Below are 22,584 nucleotides of genomic sequence, written 5' to 3' on the forward strand. Positions count from 1 at the left end.
AGATTCGAATTACTGGGCTTGTGAGCTTTGGGCCACAGCGGCCGGCGGGGTCCAGATCACATCCTTGATGCTCAACGGCTTGGGAATCAGCTTGAGCTGGAAGAACGTGTCGGCGATTTTCTGTTGCGCGGCGACCACTTCCGGGGTCAGGAACAGCGCGCCATAGCCCTGGCGTTTCACCGAGGTCAGGGTGATGTCCGCCGGCAGGCCGAGCAGCGGCGCGACCTGCTGGGTCACGTCTTCAGGATTGGCTTTGGACCATTCACCAACCGCGCGCACTTCTTCGACGAGGGTCTTGATCACCTCGGGATTTTTCTGCGCGTAGGGTTTGGTCGCCAGATAGAACTGGTGGTTGTCGACGATGCCTTTGCCGTCGCGCAGGGTGTGCGCTTGCAGTTGTTGCTCGGCAGCGGCCTGGTACGGGTCCCAGATGACCCAGGCGTCGACACTGCCACGCTCGAACGCAGCGCGGGCATCGGCCGGTGGCAGGAACACCGTTTGAATGTCGCTGTACTTGAGGCCGGCGTCTTCCAGCGCACGCACCAGCAGGTAGTGGACGTTCGAGCCTTTGTTCAGGGCGACTTTCTTGCCCTTGAGATCGGCCACGGATTTGATCGGCGAGTCCTTCGGCACGAGGATCGCTTCGCTGTTCGGCGCTGGCGGTTCGTAGGCGACGTAGAGCAGATCAGCGCCGGCAGCCTGAGCGAAAACCGGTGGGGTTTCGCCGGTCACGCCAAAGTCGATCGAGCCGACGTTGAGGCCTTCCAGCAGTTGTGGGCCGCCGGGGAATTCGGTCCATTGCACGTCGACGCCTTGCGCCGCCAGACGTTTTTCCAGGGTGCCTTTGGCTTTGAGCAGCACCAGCGTGCCGTACTTCTGATAACCGATCCGCAATGTCTCGGCTTGAGCTTGAGTGATGGCGCCGAAGGACACAGCCGCAGCAAACAGAGCGACCAGACCACGACGCAAAAATACAGTGCGCATAGCGCTCTCCTTTTTGCTGTTGGGTTTTGGCTGCACCTGCTTGCCCGTTGGCGGGCGAGTAAGGCCAGTACTTCAAATTCCGGTGAGGCTTAAATGCTCCAGCGAGCACTCAACAAACGTTCGTTCAACAGGCCCGGCTCCAGCGGTTTCGGCCGACGCGCCATGGCGCCGATGAACTGGTCCAGCGCCTCGTGCAAGCGTTGCTCCAGGGCCGGCGCCAGTTGCGCGGCGGCACTGCCTTCGCCGTAAGCGATCTGGCTGTCCTCGGCGAAAATGCCCTGGAGCATTTCCTGGGCTTTGAGTGCCGACAGCACAGGCTTGAGGGCGTAATCGACCACCAGCATGTGGGCGATGCTGCCGCCGGTGGCCATCGGCAAGACAATCTTGTGGTTCAGGGCACGCTCGGGGAGCAGATCCAGCAGGGTCTTCAGCGCTCCGGAAAACGAGGCCTTGTACACCGGGGTGGCGATCAGCAGGCCATCAGCGTTTTCAATCTGTTGCAGCAGGTCGAGGACCTTCGGGCTGTCGAAGCGGGCATGGAGCAGATCCTCGGCCGGGAAGTCCCGTACCTGATAACTCACCACTTCCACCCCTTGCTGTTGCAACCAGCGTTGCGAACGCTCCAGCAGCACCCCGGAACGGGAGCGCAGGCTGGGGCTGCCACCGAGTGAGACGACCAGCATTGCAGATTCCTTTAAGCGTTACAGGCGATTCGCAGGCTGCGATCTCGCTTCAATGGCAGTGACCTTACCAGCTGATTTATATATCCATAAATCATATTTATTCATTTGGTTATGCGTTTAAGAGATATAGCGCCAAGCAGAATCCAGGCGAAAAAAAAGGCCGTCGAAACGGCCGGAAATCCCCTGCTTTGTGGTTCCGGATTCTCGGTTGCCTGGGCTGGCGCCTTCGCGAGCAGGCTCACTCCTACAGGGAAACGCATTCCAAATGTAGGAGTGAGCCTGCTCGCGATGGCGCCAGCGGCTACTCCGCAGAAATCACTTGTTGGGTTGCGGCGTCAGGCGCAGGTAAGGCTTCACCGCGCGATAGCCTTTCGGGAAGCGCTGCTTGATCTCGTCTTCGTCCTTGAGCGACGGCACAATCACCACTTCTTCACCGTCCTGCCAGTTGGCCGGGGTGGCCACCTTGTAGTTGTCGGTGAGCTGCAGCGAGTCGATCACCCGCAGGATCTCGTGGAAGTTGCGCCCGGTGCTTGCCGGATAGGTGATGGTCAGGCGGATCTTCTTGTTCGGGTCGATCACGAACAGTGAACGCACGGTCAGGGTGTCGTTGGCATTCGGGTGGATCAGATCGTAGAGATCGGAGACCTTGCGATCGGCATCGGCGAGGATCGGGAAATTGACGATAGTGTTCTGGGTTTCGTTGATGTCTTCGATCCACTTGTGGTGTGAGTCCACCGGGTCGACCGACAGCGCGATGGCTTTTACGCCGCGCTGGCTGAATTCATCCTTGAGCTTGGCGGTGAAACCCAGCTCGGTGGTGCACACCGGGGTGAAATCCGCTGGATGGGAAAACAGCACGCCCCAGCTATCGCCCAGCCATTCGTGGAAACGAATCTTGCCGGCGCTGGAATCCTGTTCGAAATCGGGGGCGATGTCGCCGAGTCTGAGGCTCATGGTGCTGCTCCTGATGAGGGATGGGAGACAACAACTGTAGCTCGGGATCGATCAGCGTGAAAAAGAATAAATAACTAGATATCTAGATCATTAATGAATATTAAACATCTGTTCATTGGACACTGGCCCGCATCGCGACGAACATCGCACGCAAGGTTCGAGAAGGCCTTGAGTTGCAGCAAAGAGGGAATCGAGAAGGGCTTACGGGGGTGAGCCTGACTCGAAACGCAAAAGCCCCGTCCGGCGCGATGCCGGACGGGGCTTTTTTTGTCTGCGAATCGAGCCGCGTGATTACAGCAGCGGGATCGAGTAGCTGACGATCAGGCGGTTTTCGTCCTGCGAACGGGTGTTCGGCAGGTCGGTGCGCCATACAGCGTTTTTCCACATCAGGCCGACGTTCTTGAACGGGCCTTCCGGTACTACGTAACCGATGGTGAAGTCGCGTTCCCACTCGGAGCGGTTCGAAGCGTTTTCACGGCCGTTGGTACCAACGGTGTCGATGCTGTCGCCTTTGAGGTAGACCACACCCGCCGTCAGGCCAGGTACGCCGACCTTGGCGAAGTCATAGGAGTAGCGAGCCTGCCAGGTTTTCTCACCGGCGCGGCCGAACTTCTGGATCTGCATGTCGGTGATGGTGTAGTTCGACGAACCGTCACCCTGGTTCAGCCAAGGGAAGTCGCTGCTGCCGTTGGAAACCTGGTAACCGCCACCGAAGGTGTGACCGGCAACGGTGTACAGGAACAGGCCGCTGTACAGGTTGTTGTCGACTTCACCACGGCCGTTACGGAAACCGGTGTAGTTACCCGAGCTGTAGTAAGCCGAGTCAGTACCGTTCTTGCCGTCATCGGAACTGTTGAAGTAACGCAGATCGGATTTCAACACGCCCGGGCCGATCGACCAGTTGTGCACCAGACCGAGGAAGTGCTGCTTGTAGAAATCTTCCAGGTTGCCGTAGTAGTACTGGGCAGTCAGGTCTTTGGTGATCTTGTAGTCACCGCCGGCGTAGATGAACTTGTTGCTGTCACGGAAAGCCGTGCCACGGGAGTTGGCACCACCGATCGAGAGGTTTTCGTTGTTGCTGGAGTTACGACCTTTTACCGCTTCGATCTGACCGCCGACCAGGGTCAGGTCCTTGATCTCGCCGGAAGTGATCTGGCCACCCTGCCAGGTTTGTGGCAGCAGACGACCGTCGTTAGTCACGATCACCGGCAGTTTTGGCTGCAGGGTACCGAGCTTCAGTTCAGTCTGGGAGATCTTGGCTTTGGCAGTCAGGCCCAGGCTGGAGAAGTTGTCCACGGCCTTGCCGTTGGACTCGCTCGGGAACACGGTGCCGCCGTAAGCGGTACCGCTGTTGCCGTTGGTGCCGCCGCCCGAATCAAGACGGATGCCCAGCAGGCCGATGGCGTCGAGACCGAAACCTACGGTGCCTTGGGTGTAACCGGAGATGAAACGCAGATCGAAGCCCTGGCCCCATTCTTCGTTCTTGTTGGCGCCAGCGCCGTCACGGTTGTCAGTGTTGATGTAGAAGTTGCGCAGACCCAGAGTAGCCTTGCTGTCTTCGATGAAACCGGCGGCGCCTGCCTGCTGCGCCATAACCCCAACGGCCACAGCCAGGGCCAAGGTGGACTTGTTCATGTATCGCTCCTCTCGTTCTAATTCTTGTGTTCCTGGTTCGGGGTCGATTTGCCCTGAATCCTAAGATTCGCGATTAGCGCCAGACCGTGACTGCCAAGTCAATCGTAACCTTGTATGTCTACGACCATCGTCTAATCGCAAGTGATTGGTCCCTGCAGCGTAAAGACTTCCTGATAATCCCAAAAAGAATTTATTCATTCTTTTTCATACCATTCGGGTATATGGCCCATTAATGGCCATCCGCGCCGGGAAACAGCGTATCGGCGCCTAAGCTCATTCCTAAATGGTATTTGTTGACCTTTTTTTAGATCGATTAGCTTTGGCGCGCTCCCAACACGTCAAATCCCATCGAAAAGGCGACGCATCATGGCGAAACGCGCACTATCAAGTCAATTTGTTACAGTTTGTGTGTCGGCACTGTTTTGTTTTTCCGCACAGGCCGCTGGTCTGACTGTCGGTTACCAGACCGGCATCGATCCCAGCAAAGTGCCACAGGCCGACGGCGTCTATGAAAAAACCATTGGCGAGAAGATCGACTGGCGGCGCTTCAACAGCGGCCCGGAAGTAGTGACAGCCATCGCCTCCGGCGACGTGCAGATCGGCAACCTCGGCTCGAGCCCTTTGGCTGCGGCGGCCTCACGTAATCTGCCGATTGTGGCGTTCATCGTTTCGGCGCAGATCAACGCCGCCGAAGCTTTGGTGGTGCGCAACGGCAGCGGCATCGACAAGCCGCAGGATCTGGTCGGCAAGACCATCGCCACGCCGTTCGTATCGACCTCGCACTACAGTCTCCTCGGGGCGCTGAAGCACTGGGGCCTGAATACTTCGCAAGTCAAAGTGGTCAATCTGCAACCGGCGGAAATCGCCGCCGCGTGGAAGCGTGGCGACATTGACGGGGCGTTTGTCTGGTCTCCGGCGCTGGGCGAGATTCGCAAGACCGGCAAGACCCTGACCGACGCCGCACAAGTCGGCCAGTGGGGTGCGCCGACCTTCGAGGTGTGGGTCGCGCGCAAGGATTTTGCCGAGAAGCATCCCGAGGTCGTGGCGAAATTCGCCAAGGTCACCCTGGACTCCTTCGCTGATTACGCCGCGCACAAGGACAGCTGGACAGCCGACTCGGTGCCTGTGCAGAAAATCGCCAAACTGACTGGTGCCAACGCGGCGGATGTGCCGGAACTGCTGGCCGGTTCGGCATTTCCGGATGCCAAAGCGCAGCAAACCACGGCGCTGCTGGACGGCGGCACCGCGAAGGCCATTGCTGAAACGGCGAAATTCCTGAAAGAACAGGGCAAGGTCGAGACGGTGCTGCCGGATTACTCGCCTTACGTCAGCGCGAAATTCATCACCCAGTAAAAAGCTTCGCGAGCAAGCTCGCTCCCACACTGGAATGCGCTTTCCTGTGGGAGCGACGGTGCGACGATTCGACCTGCTCGCGAATGGAGCGACACGGTTTTACAGAGTTTTTTCGAAAATCTTCGAATTGCGCTGATAGTTGTACAGCGACGCCCGCGCCGCTGGCAGGCGTTCGACGCTGCTCGGCTCGAACCCGCGCTCACGGAACCAGTGCGCGGTGCGGGTGGTGAGCACGAACAGGGTTTTCAAACCCTGCGCCCGCGCCCGGGTTTCGATGCGCTCAAGCAATTCGTCGCCGCGGCCGCCATGGCGGTATTCCGGATTCACCGCCAGACACGCCAGCTCGCCCGCATCGGAATCGGCAATCTGATACAGCGCCGCACAAGCAATGATCATCCCTTCACGCTCGACCACGCTGAACTGCTCGATCTCGCGCTCCAGCACTTCACGCGAACGGCGCACCAGAATGCCCTGCTCTTCCAGTGGACTGATCAGGTCGAGCAGGCCACCGACGTCTTCAATCGCCGCCTCGCGCACCAGCTCGAATTGCTCTTGCGCGACCAGCGTACCGCCACCGTCACGGGTGAACAGTTCGGTCAGCAGCGCGCCGTCTTCGGCGTAACTGACGATATGGCTGCGCGCCACTCCGCCACGGCAGGCCTCGGCGGCGGCATCGAGCAACTCCGCTTGATAGTTGCTCATGCCCAGGCGCTGCAGATGCGCCGGCACCTGTTGCGGGCGCAGTTCGCGCACCAGTTTGCCGTTCTCGTCGATCAGGCCGAGCTCGGCGCCGAACAACAGCAGCTTGTCCGCGCCCAGATCAATCGCGGCGCGGGTGGCGACGTCTTCGCAAGCAAGGTTGAAGATTTCGCCGGTCGGCGAGTAGCCCAACGGCGACAGCAGCACGATCGAACGCTCGTCGAGCAGGCGGTTGATGCCCTTGCGGTCGACCCGACGCACTTCGCCGGTGTGGTGATAGTCAACGCCTTCCAGCACGCCGATCGGCCGCGCCGTGACGAGGTTGCCGCTGGCCACGCGCAAGCGTGAGCCCTGCATCGGCGAAGAGGCCATGTCCATCGACAGCCGCGCTTCGATGGCGATACGCAAATGGCCAACCGCATCGATCACACATTCCAGAGTCGCGGCATCGGTGATGCGCATGCCGTGATGGTAATGCGGGGTCAGGCCACGGGCGGCGAGGCGGGTTTCGATCTGCGGGCGCGAACCGTGCACCAGCACCAGACGCACGCCGAGGCTGTGCAGCAAGACCAGGTCGTGGACGATATTGCCGAAATTCGGATGCTCTACGCCGTCGCCGGGAAGCATGACGACGAAGGTGCAATCGCGGTGGGCATTGATGTAGGGAGACGCGTGGCGGAGCCAATTGACGTATTCGGGCATGAACCTGGGCCTGTAATAAAGAGCAGCCGAAAAAAAGGGGCGAAACGAAAAACGCACAGCGGGCTGATGGTTATCGTCGGAACAGGCTTGGCGACACGCGCGCTCTCCTCATGAATACGGGTTGGGGTGCAGGCAATTTAGCGGGTTCGGTCAGACAAAACACAACTCCCCTGTAGGAGTGAGCCTGCTCGCGATAGCGGAATTTCAGTCAATATCTTCGGTGACTGACTCACCGCTATCGCGAGCAGGCTCACTCCTACAGGTACAGCATTCACTCACACAAGTTTGTCCGGGCTCAGGCAGTAATGTTCAATCAACTGCCGAATCAGATGCACGGTAGGCTGCAAACGTGACATTTCAAGGTACTCGCCCGGTTGATGCGCGCAGGCGATGTCGCCGGGGCCAAGCACAATGGTTTCGCAGCCGAGGCGCTGAAGATAAGGCGCTTCGGTGCCGAACGCTACTGCTTCGGCACGATGACCGGTGAGCTTTTCGGCGATGCGCACCAGTTCGGCATCCTCGGCCTGCTCGAACGGCGGCACTTCCGGGAACAGCGGTTTGTAATCGATTTTCACCTTGTGCCGCTCGGCCACCGGGTTGAGCTTGCGCAGGATTTCCGCGCGCAGCACGTTCGGGTCCATGCCCGGCAGCGGCCGCAGGTCGAATTCCAGCGAACACTGGCCGCAGATGCGATTGGGGTTGTCGCCGCCATGAATGCAACCGAAGTTCATCGTAGGTTGCGGCACGCTGAACTGTGGATTGCTGAATTCGCGCTGCCACAACAAGCGCAGGCCGCGCAGTTCGCCGATGGCATCGTGCATCGCTTCAAGGGCGCTGTGGCCCAGCCGCGGATCCGAGGAGTGACCGCTCTGCCCGAGGATGTCGATGCGCTCCATCATGATGCCCTTGTGCATGCGGATCGGCTTGAGCCCGGTCGGCTCGCCGATCACCGCCGCGCGGCCCAGCGGTTGCCCGGCCTCGGCCAGCGCGCGGGCGCCGGACATTGAGCTTTCTTCGTCGCAGGTGGCGAGAATCAGCAGCGGTTGTTTGAACGGTTGCTCGAGCAGCGGCTGCACGGCTTCGATGATCAGCGCAAAGAAGCCCTTCATGTCGCAACTGCCCAGCCCTACCCAGCGGCCATCGACTTCGGTGAGCTTCAGCGGGTCGGTCTGCCACAACGCGTCATCGTAGGGCACCGTGTCGCTGTGCCCGGCCAGCACCAGGCCGCCGGGACCACTGCCAAAACTGGCGAGCAGATTGAATTTGCCGGGGCTGACCTGCTGGATATCGCAGCTGAAACCCAGGTCACCCAGCCAACCCGCCAGCAGATCGATGACGGCGCGGTTGGATTGATCGAGGCTCGGTTGGGTACAGCTGACCGATGGCGCGGCAATCAGCGCGGCGAACTGGTCTTGCATGGACGGCAATGGCATCACTGACTCCAGGTCCCGGATTGAGGCCCACTATAGAACCATCCGGCGCGCGGAATAAACCGCCGCAGGGCGTAGGAAGTTTGACTCCTGTACACTGCACGGCCTTGGCAGCCACACATTCCCCCGGCTGCGCTCCCGATTCTGGATGTTCCGGCCATGCAAAAAGAAACCGAAATCAAACTCCGCGTCAGCCGCGAAACCCTCGCTGCCCTGCGCGAGCACCCGCTGCTGAAGAAACGCAACAAAAGTGGCTGGGAACGCCGTGAGTTGATGAACCAGTATTTCGACACCCCCGAGCGCGATCTGGCCCAGGCCAAAGTCGCCCTGCGCCTGCGCAAGGACGGTGACGAAGTGATTCAGACCCTCAAGACCCGTGGCCAGAGCGTCGCCGGTCTGTCCGAGCGTAACGAGTACGACTGGAAACTGCCGAAAGCCAAACTCGACGTGAAGAAACTCGACGGCGAATGCTGGCCCGAGGCGCTGGCCGAGCTGGACAAGAAAACCCTCAAGCCGATCTTTACCACTGATTTCGTCCGCGAGCGCGCCGAAATCGCCTGGGGCCGTGGCAAGACCAAAGTCGTTATCGAGGCGGCGCTGGATCTCGGTCACGTGGTGGTCGGCAAGCAGAAGGAAGAGATCTGCGAACTGGAACTGGAGCTGCGCGAAGGCGAGCCCGCCGCGCTGTTGGAACTGGCTGCTGAACTGGCAGAGACCCTGGCACTGATGCCGTGCGACATCAGCAAGGCCGAGCGCGGTTATCGCCTGCACGACGCCAACAGCTACTCGCTGAGCCTGCCAGCGCCGCAGCTGACCACCGAAACCCGTCTCGACGACGCCTTCGCCGCGCTGAGCTGGCACCTGCTCGGCAGCAGCCAGCGTCTGGCCGAACAATATCGCTTCAACGGCCACTGGCGCCTGCTGCAGGACTGGGTCGAGAACCTCGCGGAAATGCGCGCCCTGCTCAGCAGCCTCGGTCAAGCGGCACCGCGTCAGTCGACCCACGACCTGCGCGTCGCCCTTGATGCCTTGCTGGAAGACTGGCGCCCGCTGGTGCAGGTCGGCATCGAAGACGAAGACGTGCGCAAAGCCGCGCCTGAGCAGTTCCTCGAAGAGCTGGAAGACCCACGCTGGGGTCAGTTCTCGCTGAACGCCTCGCGCTGGCTGCTGGCCCGTACCTGGACCGCCGACCGCAACACTCGCGGCAACCGTCAGGGTGACGCGCAACTGCACAGCTGGTTGCCGCGTCTGCTGGGCGAAGAAGCCACCGCTCTGCAGTTGCAGCGCTACCAGCAGCAGCCGGAAGATCTCGCCGAGCAACTGCCGCGCATCGAGCGCATTCAGGTCTGGCTGCACCATGCACGCAACGTGCTGGATATCCCGGAAATGGATCGCCTCTACGGCGAGCTGAACAAACTGGCGCAACTGGCCAACGAGCCGACCATCACCGACGAACTGCTCGATGCACGCAAGCATCAGGCGATTGCGGTGTACCAGAACCGCGCCTGGAAGATCCTCCTGCGCATGTAACACGTTGTGGCGAGGGAGCTTGCTCCCGCTGGGCTGCGAAGCGGCCCCGAAACCTGCGTCCGCAGGAACAGGGAGTCCTCCGGCCTCCAGCGGGAGCAAGCTCCCTCGCCACAATTGCTATCAGACCGGGAGGCTGGTGGTGGACTTGATCTCCGACAGCGCCACGATCGAATTCACTTCCTGTATCCCCGGCACCAGCGACAGCTTCTCGAAGAAGAACCGCTCGTACGCCTCGATGTCCGCCGCAACGATGCGCAACATGAAGTCCACGGCACCCATCAGCACGTAACACTCCAGCACTTCCGGAAAGCCGCGAATCGCCTCGGTGAATTCGGTGAAGTTCGACCGGCCGTGGGCGTTGAGTTTGATCTCGGCGAAGATCTGCGTGTTCAGGCCGATCTTCTTGCGATCCAGCAAGGTCACCTGCCCGCGAATGATGCCCTCCTCCTTCATCCGCTGAATCCGCCGCCAGCACGGCGATTGCGACAGGCCCACCTGCTCGGCGACCTGCGCGCTCGACAGCGAGGCGTCTTGCTGCAGCAAGGCGAGAATCTTGCGATCGTAGCCATCCAGCTCGCTGTGCATAAAAAATCCTCAAAGATCAGCTTTCACGAATCATCGATTTCGATAAATCCCGTCAAGCGCCGATCATAGCCAAGAAATACCCCGCGCCGAATGTAAAAATTTCTCCAGCACCTTTGGAGACTCGCCATGCCGCACCTTGAAGCCGTGAACAGCCCCGCCACCCGCGCCGATGTCTGGAACATCAGTAACGCGCACTGCCTGGCGCAATACCAAATCCTCGCCGAGGCCGAGCCCGATCTGCTGGTGCGGGTATTGAATCTGTTCGCCTTGCAGTTCCTGACGCCGGAGCAGGTCAACGTGCAGCGCCAGGACGATCTGCTGTCGATCGATCTGCTGATGAGCGGCCTGAGCTGGCATCGCGCGCAGGTGATCGCGGAAAAACTGCGCAACCTGATCAGCGTCTGCTCGGTGGATCTGCACAACGTCGACGCGGCATGGCAGGCGCCCGTGCAAGCCGCCGGCTGACAGATCCGGCAACGGCTTCGTCGGGTAGTGGCCCAACGGTCAGCAGCGCCACGACTATCCTTTTGGGCATGACGCTTAAAAAGGAAAGCCACATGTCCGTTCAATTTGTCACTCAGGACCGCTGGCTGGACCTCAACGATGTACTGCGTGAACTGGTCGCCCAAGGCTTCATCTGCCAGGACGCGGCGGAACAGGCGCTCAATGCCCGCCGTCGCCATGCTGCTCACGGGCAGATGCATCCGCTGGAGTTCATCGCCAGCCAACAACTCGACGACCTCAGCCGGCCAGGCAAATATCTGGATCTGGAAAGCCTGACCCTGTGGCTGGCGCAACAGGCCGGCCAGCCGTACTTGCGCATCGATCCGTTGAAAATCAACGTCGCAGCGATCACACCGCTGATGTCCTATGCCTTCGCGCAACGGCACAGGATTCTCGCCGTCGCCGTGGACCGTGATGCGGTGACCGTGGCCAGCGCCCAGCCTTACGTCAACGGATGGGAAGCCGATCTGACCCACGTATTGAAGTTGCCGATCAAACGGGTCGTGGCCAACCCGGTGGATATCCAGCGCTTCAGCGTCGAGTTCTTTCGTCTGGCCAAATCGGTCAGCGGCGCCAGCAATGCCGACGCGCAGGGCGGCAATCTCGGCAACTTCGAACAACTGCTCAATCTCGGCGCCAGCGATCAGGAGCCGGACGCCAACGACGCACACATCGTCAACATCGTCGACTGGCTGTTCCAGTACGCCTTCCAGCAGCGTGCCAGCGATATCCACATCGAACCGCGCCGCGAGCATGGCACCGTGCGCTTTCGCATCGACGGCGTGCTGCACAACGTCTATCAATTCCCGCCGCAGGTGACCATGGCAATTGTCAGTCGCCTGAAAAGCCTCGGTCGCATGAACGTCGCGGAAAAGCGCAAACCCCAGGATGGCCGGGTCAAGACCAAGACCCCGGATGGCGGCGAAGTGGAATTGCGTCTGTCGACCCTGCCGACGGCGTTCGGCGAAAAAATGGTCATGCGGATTTTCGATCCGGAAGTGCTGCTGAAGAATTTCGACCAGTTGGGTTTCAGCGCCGACGACCTGCGGCGCTGGCAGGACATGACCCGCCAGCCCAACGGCATCATTCTGGTCACCGGGCCGACCGGTTCGGGCAAGACCACCACCCTCTACACCACGCTGAAAAAACTGGCGACGCCGGAGGTCAACCTCTGCACCATCGAAGACCCGATCGAAATGGTCGAGCCGGCCTTCAATCAGATGCAGGTGCAGCACAACATCGAACTGAGCTTCGCCGCCGGGGTGCGCGCGCTGATGCGACAGGACCCGGACATCATCATGATCGGCGAGATCCGCGATCTGGAAACCGCGGAAATGGCGATTCAGGCCGCGCTAACCGGGCACCTGGTCTTGTCCACCCTGCACACCAACGATGCGCCAAGCGCCATCAGCCGTTTGCTCGAACTCGGCGTGCCGCATTACCTGATCAAGGCGACCGTGCTGGGGGTCATGGCCCAGCGTCTGGTGCGCACGTTGTGCCCGCACTGCAAGGCGCCGCTGACGCTCGAAGAGGAAGATTGGCAAACCCTGACCCGGCCATGGCAGGCGCCGCTGCCGAGCCATGCGCAACGGGCGATCGGTTGCCTGGAATGCCGCGACACCGGCTATCGCGGCCGCGCCGGGGTCTACGAAATCATGCAACTGAGCGACAGCCTGAAAGCGCTGATCACCCCGGACACCGACCTCACCGCGATTCGGCGCCAGGCCTTCAAGGAAGGCATGCGCAGCCTGCGCCTGTCCGGCGCGCAGAAGGTCGCGGCGGGCCTGACCACGGTGGAGGAAGTGCTGCGGGTGACGCCACAAAGTGAGTTGAAATAAGTCGCCACGGAACTGGATCGATGGATCGCCGATCCAACGCCGTAGTCAATCCCCAGGAGTCACCCCATCATGCGTCTCAAACTTGCTGTCGCCACCTTGGCCCTGCTGTCGCTTCCCGTTGGTTCGGCCATGGCGGACAGCTTTTGGCGTAACGTCATCTCCTCCGGCGCCACCACCGGTTCGACCTACCTGACGTTCAAGGATCACAAGCTGATCGTCGCCGCCCAGGACGATGCCGGCAGCTTCGTCGCCAGCGACGGCGGCATCCGTGGCCCGTACCTGGAAGCAGCGATGCAGAAAGTCCGTGCTGACAACCCGGGCCTGCAGGCCTCGGACATGGAACTGGCGAACGCGATTCTGGCGAAGAACGCCGTGGCTTCCGAGTAACAAAAAGTGCCGCTCGATCGAGCGGCATTTTTTTGCCCGGATTTCAGCTCCACCACAATCCCTTGTAGGAGTGAGCCTGCTCGCGATAGCGGTGTATCAGGCAAATTCTCCGGTGACTGATTCACCGCTATCGCGAGCAGGCTCACTCCTACAGGGGAACTGTGTACACCTATGTATCAGCGATAATCATCCACCGGCACACAGGCGCAATACAGATTGCGATCGCCGTAAACGTTATCCACCCGATTCACTGCCGGCCAGTACTTGTGGGCTCGGGTGTGCGCATCCGGGGTGATGGCCTGTTCGAGGCTGTAGGGCCGCTCCCAGATTCCAGTGACATCGGCCAGAGTATGCGGCGCACGTTTGAGCGGGTTGTCTTCGGCCGACCAGTTGCCCTTCTGCACCTCGTTGATCTCGGCGCGAATGCTCAGCATCGCCGCGATGAACCGGTCGAGTTCCGCCTTGGATTCGCTCTCGGTCGGCTCGACCATTAGCGTCCCGGGCACCGGAAAAGACATGGTCGGCGCGTGGAAACCGTAATCCATCAGACGCTTGGCCACGTCTTCCTCACTGATGCCGGTCTGCGCCTTCAGTGGTCGCAGATCAAGAATGCATTCATGCGCCACGCGGCCATTGCGCCCGGTGTAGAGCACCGGAAACGCGCCGGATAGATGCTGCGCCAGATAGTTCGCCGCCAGAATCGCCACCTCGCTGGCATCCGCCAGTTGCGGACCCATCATGGCGATGTACATCCAACTGATCGGCAAAATGCTCGCACTGCCCCACGGTGCTGCGCTGACTGCGCCGTTCTGCGCCAGTGGCCCGTCAATCGGCACCACCGGGTGGTTGGCCACGAACGGCGCCAGATGCGCGCGAACGCCGATCGGGCCCATGCCCGGCCCGCCGCCGCCATGGGGTATGCAGAAGGTCTTGTGCAGGTTCATGTGTGACACGTCGGCGCCGATGTCCGCTGGACGGGCGAGACCAACCTGGGCATTGAGATTGGCGCCATCCATGTACACCTGGCCGCCGTGCTGGTGAATCACTGCGCAGATTTCGCTGATGCCTTCCTCGTACACGCCATGGGTCGATGGATAGGTCGCCATCAGACACGACAACTTGTTCCCGGCCTCGGCGGCTTTCAGCTTCAAGTCGTCCAGATCAACGTTGCCCGCCTCATCGCACTCGACAATGACCACGCGCATCCCGGCCATCTGCGCCGAAGCCGGATTGGTGCCGTGGGCCGACGACGGAATCAGGCAGATCTCCCGCGCGCCCTCGCGCCGGCTCTCGTGATATTTGCGAATTGCCAGCAAGCCTGCGTACTCGCCTTGGGCGCCGGAGTTGGGCTGCATGCAGATCGCATCGAAACCGGTAATTGCACACAGCCAACGCTCGAGCTCTTCGATCATCAGCGTGTAACCGGCGGCCTGCTCTCTCGGCACGAACGGATGCAGATTGGCGAACTGCGGCCAGGTGATCGGGATCATCTCGCTGGTGGCGTTGAGTTTCATCGTGCAGGAGCCGAGGGGAATCATCGACTGGTTGAGCGCCAGATCCTTGTTTTCCAGTTGTTTGAGGTAACGCAGCATCTCGGTTTCGCTGTGGTGCGCATTGAATACTGGATGGCGCAGGTACGGCGTGCTGCGCTGTAGCTCACTTGGAATTCCCGAGGCGATGTCTTCGGCATCCAGCGCGTCGACGCTCAAGCCATGATCGGCACCGAGCAGCACATCGAACAGTTTCGCCACGGTGTGTTCATCACAGGTCTCGTCCAGACTCAGACCGACGCGGCCGCGACCGAGAATGCGCAGGTTGATCTGCGCTGCCTGAGCGCTTTCGATGATCGCCGTTTGTGCGCCGCCGACTTCCAGAGTCAGCGTGTCGAAGAACTGGGCGTTGAGCCGTTTGATGCCGTTGCGCTCAAGTCCAGCCGCGAGGATGCAGGTCAGACGATGCACGCGCTGGGCGATACGCTTCAAGCCCTCGGGGCCGTGATACACCGCATAGCAACTGGCGATATTCGCCAGCAGCACCTGTGCCGTGCAGATGTTCGAGTTAGCCTTCTCGCGGCGGATATGTTGCTCACGGGTTTGCAGGGCCATGCGCAGCGCGACGTTGCCGCGAGCATCCTTCGATACGCCGATGATCCGCCCCGGAATCGCCCTCTTGTATTCCTCGCGGCTGGCGAAGAACGCCGCGTGGGGGCCGCCATAACCCATTGGCACGCCAAAACGCTGGGACGAACCAAACACCACATCGGCACCCAACTCACCCGGCGGCGTCAGCACCAAAAGGCTGAGCAAGTCGGTGGCAACGCAGGCCAGGGCGTGCTGCGCGTGCAGGTGATCAATCAGCGGTTTCAGATCGCGGATTTCGCCGTGGGTGTCGGGGTATTGCAGCAACGCGCCGAATACCTCGTGCTGCGCCAGGTTATCCACCGCGTCGACGATCAGCTCGAAACCGAAACCTTCGGCGCGGGTCTGCACCACGGAGAGGGTTTGCGGATGACAGTTTTCATCGACAAAAAACACATTGCTCTTCGACTTCGCCACGCGCTTGGCCAGGGCCATGGCTTCGGCGGCTGCGGTGGCCTCATCGAGCAGCGAGGCGTTGGCCAGCTCCAGGCCAGTGAGGTCGATGGTCAGTTGCTGAAAATTCAGCAGCGCCTCGAGCCGGCCTTGGGCGATCTCTGGTTGGTATGGGGTATACGCGGTGTACCAGCCGGGATTTTCCAGCACGTTGCGCAAGATCACGGTTGGCGTGACGGTGCCGTGGTAGCCCATGCCGATCAGGCTGGTGAACAGCTGATTCTGCTCGGCATAACCGCGCAGTTTCGCCAGCGCAGCTTGCTCGTCGAGGGCCGGCGGCAGATCCAGTGCGCGATTGAAGCGAATGCCCGGCGGCACGGTCTGCTCGATCAGCTCGGCGCGACTGCCCAGGCCCAGACTGTCGAGCATCGCCTGCTGCTCGGCAGCATCCGGGCCGAGGTGACGGCGCAGAAAGGCTTCGGGATCGCGTAACTGGCTCAGGGACGGCGACTGGGGCATGACGGGCTCTCCTGGCTGGGGCTTGGCGTCAATCGACACGGTCAAACCAGCATAGCAGCCTGCGTGACAACCCATTTTCTGGACACCGCATCCCCTTGTAGGAGTGAGCCTGCTCGCGATAGCGGTGGGTCAGCCACCGAAAATGAACTGACAGACCGCTATCGCGAGCAGGCTCACTCCTACAGTGGATTTGTATCGGACATAAAAAAGCCCCGACGAATCGGGGCTTTGGGTCATGCCGGCAGGTTACTCGCCGATGGCAGCCTTGTAAGCCGCCGCATCCAGCAGCTTGTCCAGCTCGGCCTTGTCGCTTGGCTTGAGCTTGAAGATCCACGCGCCGTACGGGTCGGAGTTCAGCAGCTCGGGCGAGCCACTCAGCTCTTCGTTGATCGCGATGACTTCGCCGCTGACCGGGGCGTAGATGTCGGAGGCGGCTTTTACCGACTCGACCACGCCGGATTGGTCACCGGCGGCGAACACCTTGCCGACTTCGGTCAGCTCGACGAACACCACGTCGCCCAGCGCTTCCTGCGCGTGATCGCTGATGCCCACGGTGACGGTGCCGTCAGCTTCCAGACGCGCCCATTCATGACTTTCGGCAAAACGCAGTTCGGCAGGGATATCGCTCATCTTCGGTTCCTCGGAAATTGGTCAGCGGTCATGCCCGCCAGAAAAGGTTAGATCAAGGTTTTGCCATGGCGTACGAAGGTCGGTTTGACCACTCGTACCGGGTACCACTTGCCACGGATTTCCACTTCGGCGCGGTCGGCAGTTGCCATCGGCACACGCGCCAGGGCAATCGATTTGCTCAGCGTAGGAGAGAAACTACCACTGGTGATCTCCCCTTCGCCAACATCGGCGATGCGAACCACTTGGTGAGCGCGCAGAACCCCGCGTTCTTCGAGCACCAGACCGACCAGTTTGTGCGCCACGCCGGCGGCTTTTTCCGCCTCCAGCGCCGCGCGGCCGATGAACTGACGCGAGGCCGGTTCCCAGGCGATGCTCCAGGCCATGTTCGAGGCCAGCGGCGAAACGTCCTGGTGGATGTCCTGACCGTAGAGGTTCATCCCGGCCTCGACGCGCAAGGTGTCGCGGGCGCCGAGGCCGATCGGCGAAATGCCGGCGCCGACCAGGTCGTTGAAAAAACCCGGCGCCTGATTCGCCGGCAGGCAGATCTCCAGACCATCCTCGCCGGTGTAACCGGTGCGCGCGATGAACCAGTCGCCGTCGATGGCGCCTTCGAAAGGTTTGAGTTGCTGGATCAGCGTGGCGCGGGACTGAGTCACCAGTTCGGCGATCTTGTGCCGGGCCTGCGGGCCCTGGATGGCAAGCATCGCCAGCTCGGAGCGCTCGTGCAGTTGCACGTCGTAAGCGCCGAGCTGGGCGTTCATCCAGGCCAGATCCTGATCGCGGGTAGAGGCGTTGAACACCAGCCGGTAAGCGTCGTCGAGGCGGTAGACGATCATGTCGTCGACGATGCCGCCACGCTCGTTGAGCATGGTGCTGTACAACGCCCGGCCGGGATGCTGCAGGCGCTCGACATCATTGGCCAGCAGATGCTGGAGCCAGGCCTTGGCCTGGGCACCGGTGACATCGATCACGGTCATGTGGGAAACATCGAACACCCCGCAATCGCGGCGCACTTCGTGGTGCTCCTCGACCTGCGAGCCGTAATGCAGTGGCATGTCCCAACCGCCAAAATCGACCATCTTCGCGCCGAGCGCGAGGTGCAGGTCATACAGAGGCGTACGCTGTCCCATGGGTTTCTCCTTCCGGGCGTGGCGAGGGTGCGGACCGCCGCTATACGGCTGAAAGCCTTGATGGATAAGGCTTGCAGCCGATTCCAGCGCACGGGTCTGTCAGACGAACCGCACCGAATGCCGCGCATTGTAGCCGCATGATGTAGGACTCACTACTAAGTGTTTCGGTGCGCTGAGCGTCGAATCAATCCGATCACTGGCAATAGACCAACCAGCACCAGGGTCAATGCCGGCAATGAGGCGCGCGCCCATTCGCCTTCGCTGGTCATTTCAAAGATGCGCACCGCCAGCGTGTCCCAGCCAAACGGGCGCATCAGCAGGGTCGCGGGCATTTCCTTGAGCACATCGACGAACACCAGCAACGCGGCGCTCAGCGTGCCGGGCAGCAACAGCGGCAGATACACTTTGAAAAACAGTCGCGGCCCACTGACACCCAGGCTACGTGCTGCTTCGGGCAAAGATGGCCGTATACGCGCCAGACTGCTTTCCAGCGGCCCGTAAGCGACGGCGATAAAACGCACCAGATAAGCCATGAGCAAAGCGGCGAAGCTGCCGAGCAACAGTGGTTTGCCGGCACCGCCGAGCCACGCGGAGAGCGGAATCACCAGTTCCCGATCCAGATAACTGAAAGCGAGCATGATCGACACCGCCAGCACCGAACCGGGCAACGCGTAGCCGAGATTGGCCAGGCCGACGCCGGAGTTTATCGTTGGGGTCGGCGCCAGACGCCGGGCGAACGCCAGCAACAACGCAACGCTGACGGTAATCAGCGCCGCCATCGCGCCCAGATACAGCGTGTGCAGGATCAGCCCGGCGTAGCGCTCGTCCAGATCGAAGCGCCCGCGCTGCCAGAACCACACGATCAGTTGCAGCACCGGAATGACGAAGGCGCAGGCGAACACCAATCCACACCAGCCCGTCGCCGCGAATGCCTTGATTCCCCGCAGGTGATACAGCGCTTTCACCCGTGGCCGCTCATTACTTGCCCGGTTCGCCCCGCGTGCCCGGCGTTCGCCGTACAGCACCAGCATTACCACCAACAGCAACAGACTCGCCAATTGCGCGGCGCTGGGCAGGCTGAAGAAGCCGTACCAGGTTTTGTAGATGGCGGTGGTGAAGGTGTCGAAATTGAACACCGATACCGCGCCGAAATCGGCCAGGGTTTCCATCAGCGCCAGCGCCACGCCGGCACCAATCGCCGGACGCGCCATCGGCAACGCGACCCGCCAGAACGCCTGCCACGGCGATTGCCCGAGCACCCGCGCCGCCTCCATCAAGCCTTTGCCCTGGGCCAGAAACGCGGTGCGCGCCAGCAGGTAAACGTAGGGATAAAACACCAGCACCAGCACTACAATTACCCCGCCGGTGGAGCGCACCCGGGGCAGGCGCAGGCCCGTGCCGAACCATTCGCGCAACAGGCTCTGCACCGGGCCGGCGAAATCCAGCAGGCCGACGAAAACGAACGCCAGTACATACGCTGGAATGGCAAAGGGCAGCATCAGCGCCCAGTCGAGCCAGCGCCGACCGGGAAATTCGCAAAGACTGGTCAGCCAGGCCAGGCTGACGCCGAGCAGCGTCACGCCGACACCGACGCCGAGGATCAGCGTCACGGTATTGCCGAGCAGACGCGGCATCTGGGTTTCCCACAGGTGCGACCAGATCTGCTGATCGATGGTCTGCCACGACAGCAGCAACACGCTCAGCGGCAACAGCACCAGCGCAGCGATGGCGAAGACGATGGGGTACCAGCGGCGTTGGGCGGGGTGGGCCACTTTTGGGTCTCTGGAGGTATTGGCGTGGTCTTGGATTGCGTATTCCAGGTTGAGAGTGCTGCCCTCACCCTGGCCCTCTCCCGGAGGGAGAGGGGACTGACCGCGTCGCTTGTACGTATTATGCCGATCTGAGGTAGCAAGCCGAACTCAGGTTCGAATCCAACACAAATCGGCTCCCTCTCCCCCCGGGAGAGGGCTGGGGTGAGGGCAGCGATCTAAAGTAAACGGTGTTATCGGAACAGACTCAATTCCACCCCGCCCGATCCATCATCCGGATCGCTTCGGCCTGGCGTTTGCCCGCGACCTCGACCGGCAAGGTATCGGCCACGAACTTGCCCCACGCCGCGACTTCTTCCGAGGGCGCCACCGCCGGGTTGGCCGGGAACTCCTGGTTCACGTCAGCGAAAATCTTCTGCGCCTCAGGCGTGGTCATCCATTCAACCAAAGCCTTGGCCGCTTCCGGGTGCGGCGCGTGTAGGGTCAGGCCGATGCCCGAAAGATTCACATGCACACCGCGATCGGCCTGATTGGGCCAGAACAGCTTCACCGGCAATTCCGGCTTCTGCTTGTGCAGGCGACCGTAGTAATAAGTGTTGACGATGCCGACGTCACACTGCCCGGCGTTGATCGCTTCCAGCACCGCAACGTCATCGGAGAACACGTCAGTGGACAGGTTGTTGACCCAGCCCTTGAGGATTTTCTCGGTCTTCTCGGCGCCGTGGACTTCGATCATGGTCGCGGTAAGCGACTGGTTGTAGACCTTCTTCGCCGTGCGCAGGCACAAGCGACCTTCCCAGTTCTTGTCGGCCAGCGCTTCGTAGGTGGTCAGTTCGCCCGGTTTCACCCGCTCGGTGGAATAGGCGATGGTCCGGGCGCGCAGGCTCAGGCCGGTCCAGGCGTGAGTGGAGGAGCGATATTGCGGCGGAATGTTGGTGTCGATGGTTTTCGAGGTGAACGGCTGCAGAATGCCCATCTGCTCGGCCTGCCAGAGGTTGCCGGCATCGACAGTGAGCAGCAGGTCGGCGGTGGCGTTTTCACCTTCGGCCTTGATGCGCTGCATCAGCGGCGCTTCCTTGTCGGTAATGAACTTGATCTTCACCCCGGTCTTGGCGGTGTAGGCATCGAATACCGGCTTGATCAGCTCATCGATACGCGACGAGTAGACCACCACCTCATCGGCAGCCTGGGCAGTGGTGCTGCCGATCAGGGTCAGGGCCAGTGCGGTCAGAAGACGCTTGGGTGCCAACATGGGAGTGGTCTCTCGGTCGGAAAATGTGGGCCAAATGATAAGGACTCACATTTACCACCACAATCGAACACTGGGTGAAGGCGTTACCAGATGTTGCACAGTCCGAATGCTGTGGTTGAATCGACTGGCGCCATCGCGAGCAGGCTCACTCCTACAATTGGCATGCGTTCCCCTGTAGGAGTGAGCCTGCTCGCGATGAGGCCATTAAATTCAATGCACATCTCAGGGCTTGGCGAGCGCTGGAAGATCCCCGGTCAACCCCAGCGCCTCGCGCACAAACAACGCCTTGGCCTCGGGCATCTGCTCGACCAGTTTCAGCCCGGTATTGCGCAGCCAGCGCAGCGGCAGCGGATCGGCCTGGAACAAGCGCTCAAAGCCTTCCATCGCCGCCATCAGCGCCAGGTTATGCGGCATGCGCCGACGCTCGTAGCGGCTCAGCACTTTCACGTCCGCCAATCGCTCGCCGCGCTCATGCGCTTGCTGCAACACTTGCGCCAGTACCGCTGCATCGAGGAAACCGAGATTCACGCCCTGCCCCGCCAATGGGTGAATGGTATGTGCCGCGTCACCGATCAAGGCCAGGCCTTCCGCGACGTAGCGCTTGGCATGGCGCTGACGCAGCGGCACGCACAGACGCGGATCGGCGCTGATCACTTCACCGAGGCGTCCCTCAAAGGCTCGCTCCAGTTCGGCGCAAAACCCAGCGTCGTCCAGAGCCATCAAGCGCTCGGCTTCACTTGGCGTGGTCGACCAGACGATCGAGCACCAGTCCTGCTGGCCATCGCGTTCCAGCGGCAGAAACGCCAACGGCCCGTGATCGGTAAAGCGCTGCCACGCGGTTTTGCGGTGCGGCTGGCTGCAGCGCACGCTGGTGACGATGGCGTGATGCAGGTAATCCCACTCGCGAGTGGCCACGCCGGTGAGACGGCGCACTGCAGAATTGGCGCCATCCGCCGCGATCACCAGCGGCGCGCGCAGGGTGCGGCCGTCAGCCAGGGTCAGCAGCCAGTCATCGCCGGAGCGACGCATCTGCTCCAGCCGCGCATTGGCGAGCAGGCCCAGATCGCAGTTGTGCAAACGTTCGAGCAGGGCGTCCTGGACCACGCGGTTTTCAACGATGTGGCCGAGCACATCGGCATGCACGCTGCTCGCCGAGAAATGAATCTGCCCGGTGCCGCTGCCGTCCCAGACGTGCATGTCGGTGTACGGACTGCTGCGCCGTTGGGCGATGCCATCCCACACGTCGAGGCGTTCGAGGATGCGCTGGCTCGCCGCCGACAACGCACTGACCCGCGGTTCAAACGCCGCTTCGGCATCGAACGGCTTCACGCTCAACGGACTGCCATCGAGCAGCAGCACTTCCAGGCCGCTGTCCTGTAGCGCCAGCGCCAAGGCGCTGCCGACCATTCCGGCTCCGACAATCAGCAGATCTGCGCGCATTTCCATGCTTTAGGCCTGTCTCGCTTGCG

At 61.2% G+C, this 22,584-nt stretch carries 18 protein-coding genes; 5 read left to right on the forward strand and 13 right to left on the reverse strand.

The window, feature by feature from the left end:
- Positions 1-9: 9 nt before the first annotated feature.
- The 4 genes from BLU71_RS20625 to BLU71_RS20640 form a co-directional block, all read right to left on the reverse strand.
- On the reverse strand, positions 10-984 hold the full coding sequence (locus tag BLU71_RS20625) for a sulfonate ABC transporter substrate-binding protein (protein ID WP_065616325.1): 975 nt from the start codon (positions 982-984) through the stop codon (positions 10-12).
- An 89-nt stretch (positions 985-1,073) separates the two neighbouring features.
- Complete coding sequence (ssuE, locus tag BLU71_RS20630; RefSeq protein ID WP_042607062.1) at positions 1,074-1,667, reverse strand: NADPH-dependent FMN reductase; 594 nt, start codon at positions 1,665-1,667, stop codon at positions 1,074-1,076.
- Between the two features lie 315 nt (positions 1,668-1,982).
- Positions 1,983-2,621: a peroxiredoxin gene (locus BLU71_RS20635; protein WP_024014725.1), complete on the reverse strand. Its 639-nt coding sequence runs from the start codon at positions 2,619-2,621 to the stop codon at positions 1,983-1,985.
- 291 nt (positions 2,622-2,912) lie between these two features.
- Entirely contained in the window at positions 2,913-4,256 is a 1,344-nt protein-coding gene (locus BLU71_RS20640; RefSeq protein WP_064364696.1) for an OprD family porin, read from the reverse strand.
- A gap of 363 nt (positions 4,257-4,619) precedes the next feature.
- On the opposite strand from BLU71_RS20640, the gene tauA reads away from it, so the two are divergent.
- Positions 4,620-5,609, forward strand: a complete 990-nt coding sequence (gene tauA / locus BLU71_RS20645; RefSeq protein WP_123417769.1) for a taurine ABC transporter substrate-binding protein — start codon at positions 4,620-4,622, stop codon at positions 5,607-5,609.
- Between the two features lie 99 nt (positions 5,610-5,708).
- On the opposite strand, the gene argA is transcribed toward tauA, so the two are convergent.
- Positions 5,709-7,010: an amino-acid N-acetyltransferase gene (gene argA / locus BLU71_RS20650; RefSeq protein WP_064364694.1), complete on the reverse strand. Its 1,302-nt coding sequence runs from the start codon at positions 7,008-7,010 to the stop codon at positions 5,709-5,711.
- A 275-nt stretch (positions 7,011-7,285) separates the two neighbouring features.
- Positions 7,286-8,443, reverse strand: a complete 1,158-nt coding sequence (gene argE / locus BLU71_RS20655; RefSeq protein ID WP_042607066.1) for an acetylornithine deacetylase — start codon at positions 8,441-8,443, stop codon at positions 7,286-7,288.
- 156 nt (positions 8,444-8,599) lie between these two features.
- Between argE and BLU71_RS20660 the strand changes: the two genes are divergently transcribed.
- Positions 8,600-9,970, forward strand: a complete 1,371-nt coding sequence (locus tag BLU71_RS20660; protein WP_039757448.1) for an inorganic triphosphatase — start codon at positions 8,600-8,602, stop codon at positions 9,968-9,970.
- Positions 9,971-10,090: 120 nt separating this feature from the next.
- Here the strand turns inward: BLU71_RS20660 and BLU71_RS20670 are convergent, their stop codons facing one another.
- Complete coding sequence (locus BLU71_RS20670) at positions 10,091-10,555, reverse strand: Lrp/AsnC family transcriptional regulator (RefSeq protein ID WP_083353788.1); 465 nt, start codon at positions 10,553-10,555, stop codon at positions 10,091-10,093.
- A gap of 126 nt (positions 10,556-10,681) precedes the next feature.
- On the opposite strand from BLU71_RS20670, the gene BLU71_RS20675 reads away from it, so the two are divergent.
- The 3 genes from BLU71_RS20675 (at position 10,682) to BLU71_RS20685 (ending at position 13,284) form a co-directional block, all read left to right on the forward strand.
- Positions 10,682-11,020 (forward strand): hypothetical protein, encoded by a 339-nt coding sequence (locus BLU71_RS20675; RefSeq protein WP_064364692.1) that lies wholly within the window; start codon positions 10,682-10,684, stop codon positions 11,018-11,020.
- A 92-nt stretch (positions 11,021-11,112) separates the two neighbouring features.
- Entirely contained in the window at positions 11,113-12,897 is a 1,785-nt protein-coding gene (locus BLU71_RS20680; protein WP_083353789.1) for a GspE/PulE family protein, read from the forward strand.
- A gap of 66 nt (positions 12,898-12,963) precedes the next feature.
- A complete protein-coding gene (locus BLU71_RS20685; RefSeq protein WP_172667868.1) occupies positions 12,964-13,284 on the forward strand; it encodes a DUF2388 domain-containing protein in 321 nt (106 codons plus the stop codon).
- 176 nt (positions 13,285-13,460) lie between these two features.
- Here BLU71_RS20685 and gcvP read toward each other — a convergent pair whose 3' ends face one another.
- The 6 genes from gcvP to BLU71_RS20715 form a co-directional block, all read right to left on the reverse strand.
- Positions 13,461-16,334 (reverse strand): aminomethyl-transferring glycine dehydrogenase, encoded by a 2,874-nt coding sequence (gene gcvP, locus BLU71_RS20690; RefSeq protein ID WP_083353790.1) that lies wholly within the window; start codon positions 16,332-16,334, stop codon positions 13,461-13,463.
- 246 nt (positions 16,335-16,580) lie between these two features.
- A complete protein-coding gene (gene gcvH / locus BLU71_RS20695; protein ID WP_042607071.1) occupies positions 16,581-16,964 on the reverse strand; it encodes a glycine cleavage system protein GcvH in 384 nt (127 codons plus the stop codon).
- Positions 16,965-17,011: 47 nt separating this feature from the next.
- On the reverse strand, positions 17,012-18,094 hold the full coding sequence (gcvT, locus tag BLU71_RS20700; RefSeq protein ID WP_064364689.1) for a glycine cleavage system aminomethyltransferase GcvT: 1,083 nt from the start codon (positions 18,092-18,094) through the stop codon (positions 17,012-17,014).
- Between the two features lie 155 nt (positions 18,095-18,249).
- Complete coding sequence (locus BLU71_RS20705; RefSeq protein WP_083353791.1) at positions 18,250-19,866, reverse strand: ABC transporter permease; 1,617 nt, start codon at positions 19,864-19,866, stop codon at positions 18,250-18,252.
- Between the two features lie 244 nt (positions 19,867-20,110).
- Positions 20,111-21,115, reverse strand: a complete 1,005-nt coding sequence (locus BLU71_RS20710) for an extracellular solute-binding protein (protein WP_064364687.1) — start codon at positions 21,113-21,115, stop codon at positions 20,111-20,113.
- Positions 21,116-21,337: 222 nt separating this feature from the next.
- Positions 21,338-22,555, reverse strand: coding sequence for a 2-octaprenyl-3-methyl-6-methoxy-1,4-benzoquinol hydroxylase (locus BLU71_RS20715; protein ID WP_173867418.1), 1,218 nt, complete (start codon positions 22,553-22,555; stop codon positions 21,338-21,340).
- Between the last annotated feature and the right edge of the window lie 29 nt (positions 22,556-22,584).

Source organism: Pseudomonas moraviensis, assembly GCF_900105805.1.
GTDB classification, from domain to species: domain Bacteria; phylum Pseudomonadota; class Gammaproteobacteria; order Pseudomonadales; family Pseudomonadaceae; genus Aquipseudomonas; species Aquipseudomonas moraviensis_A.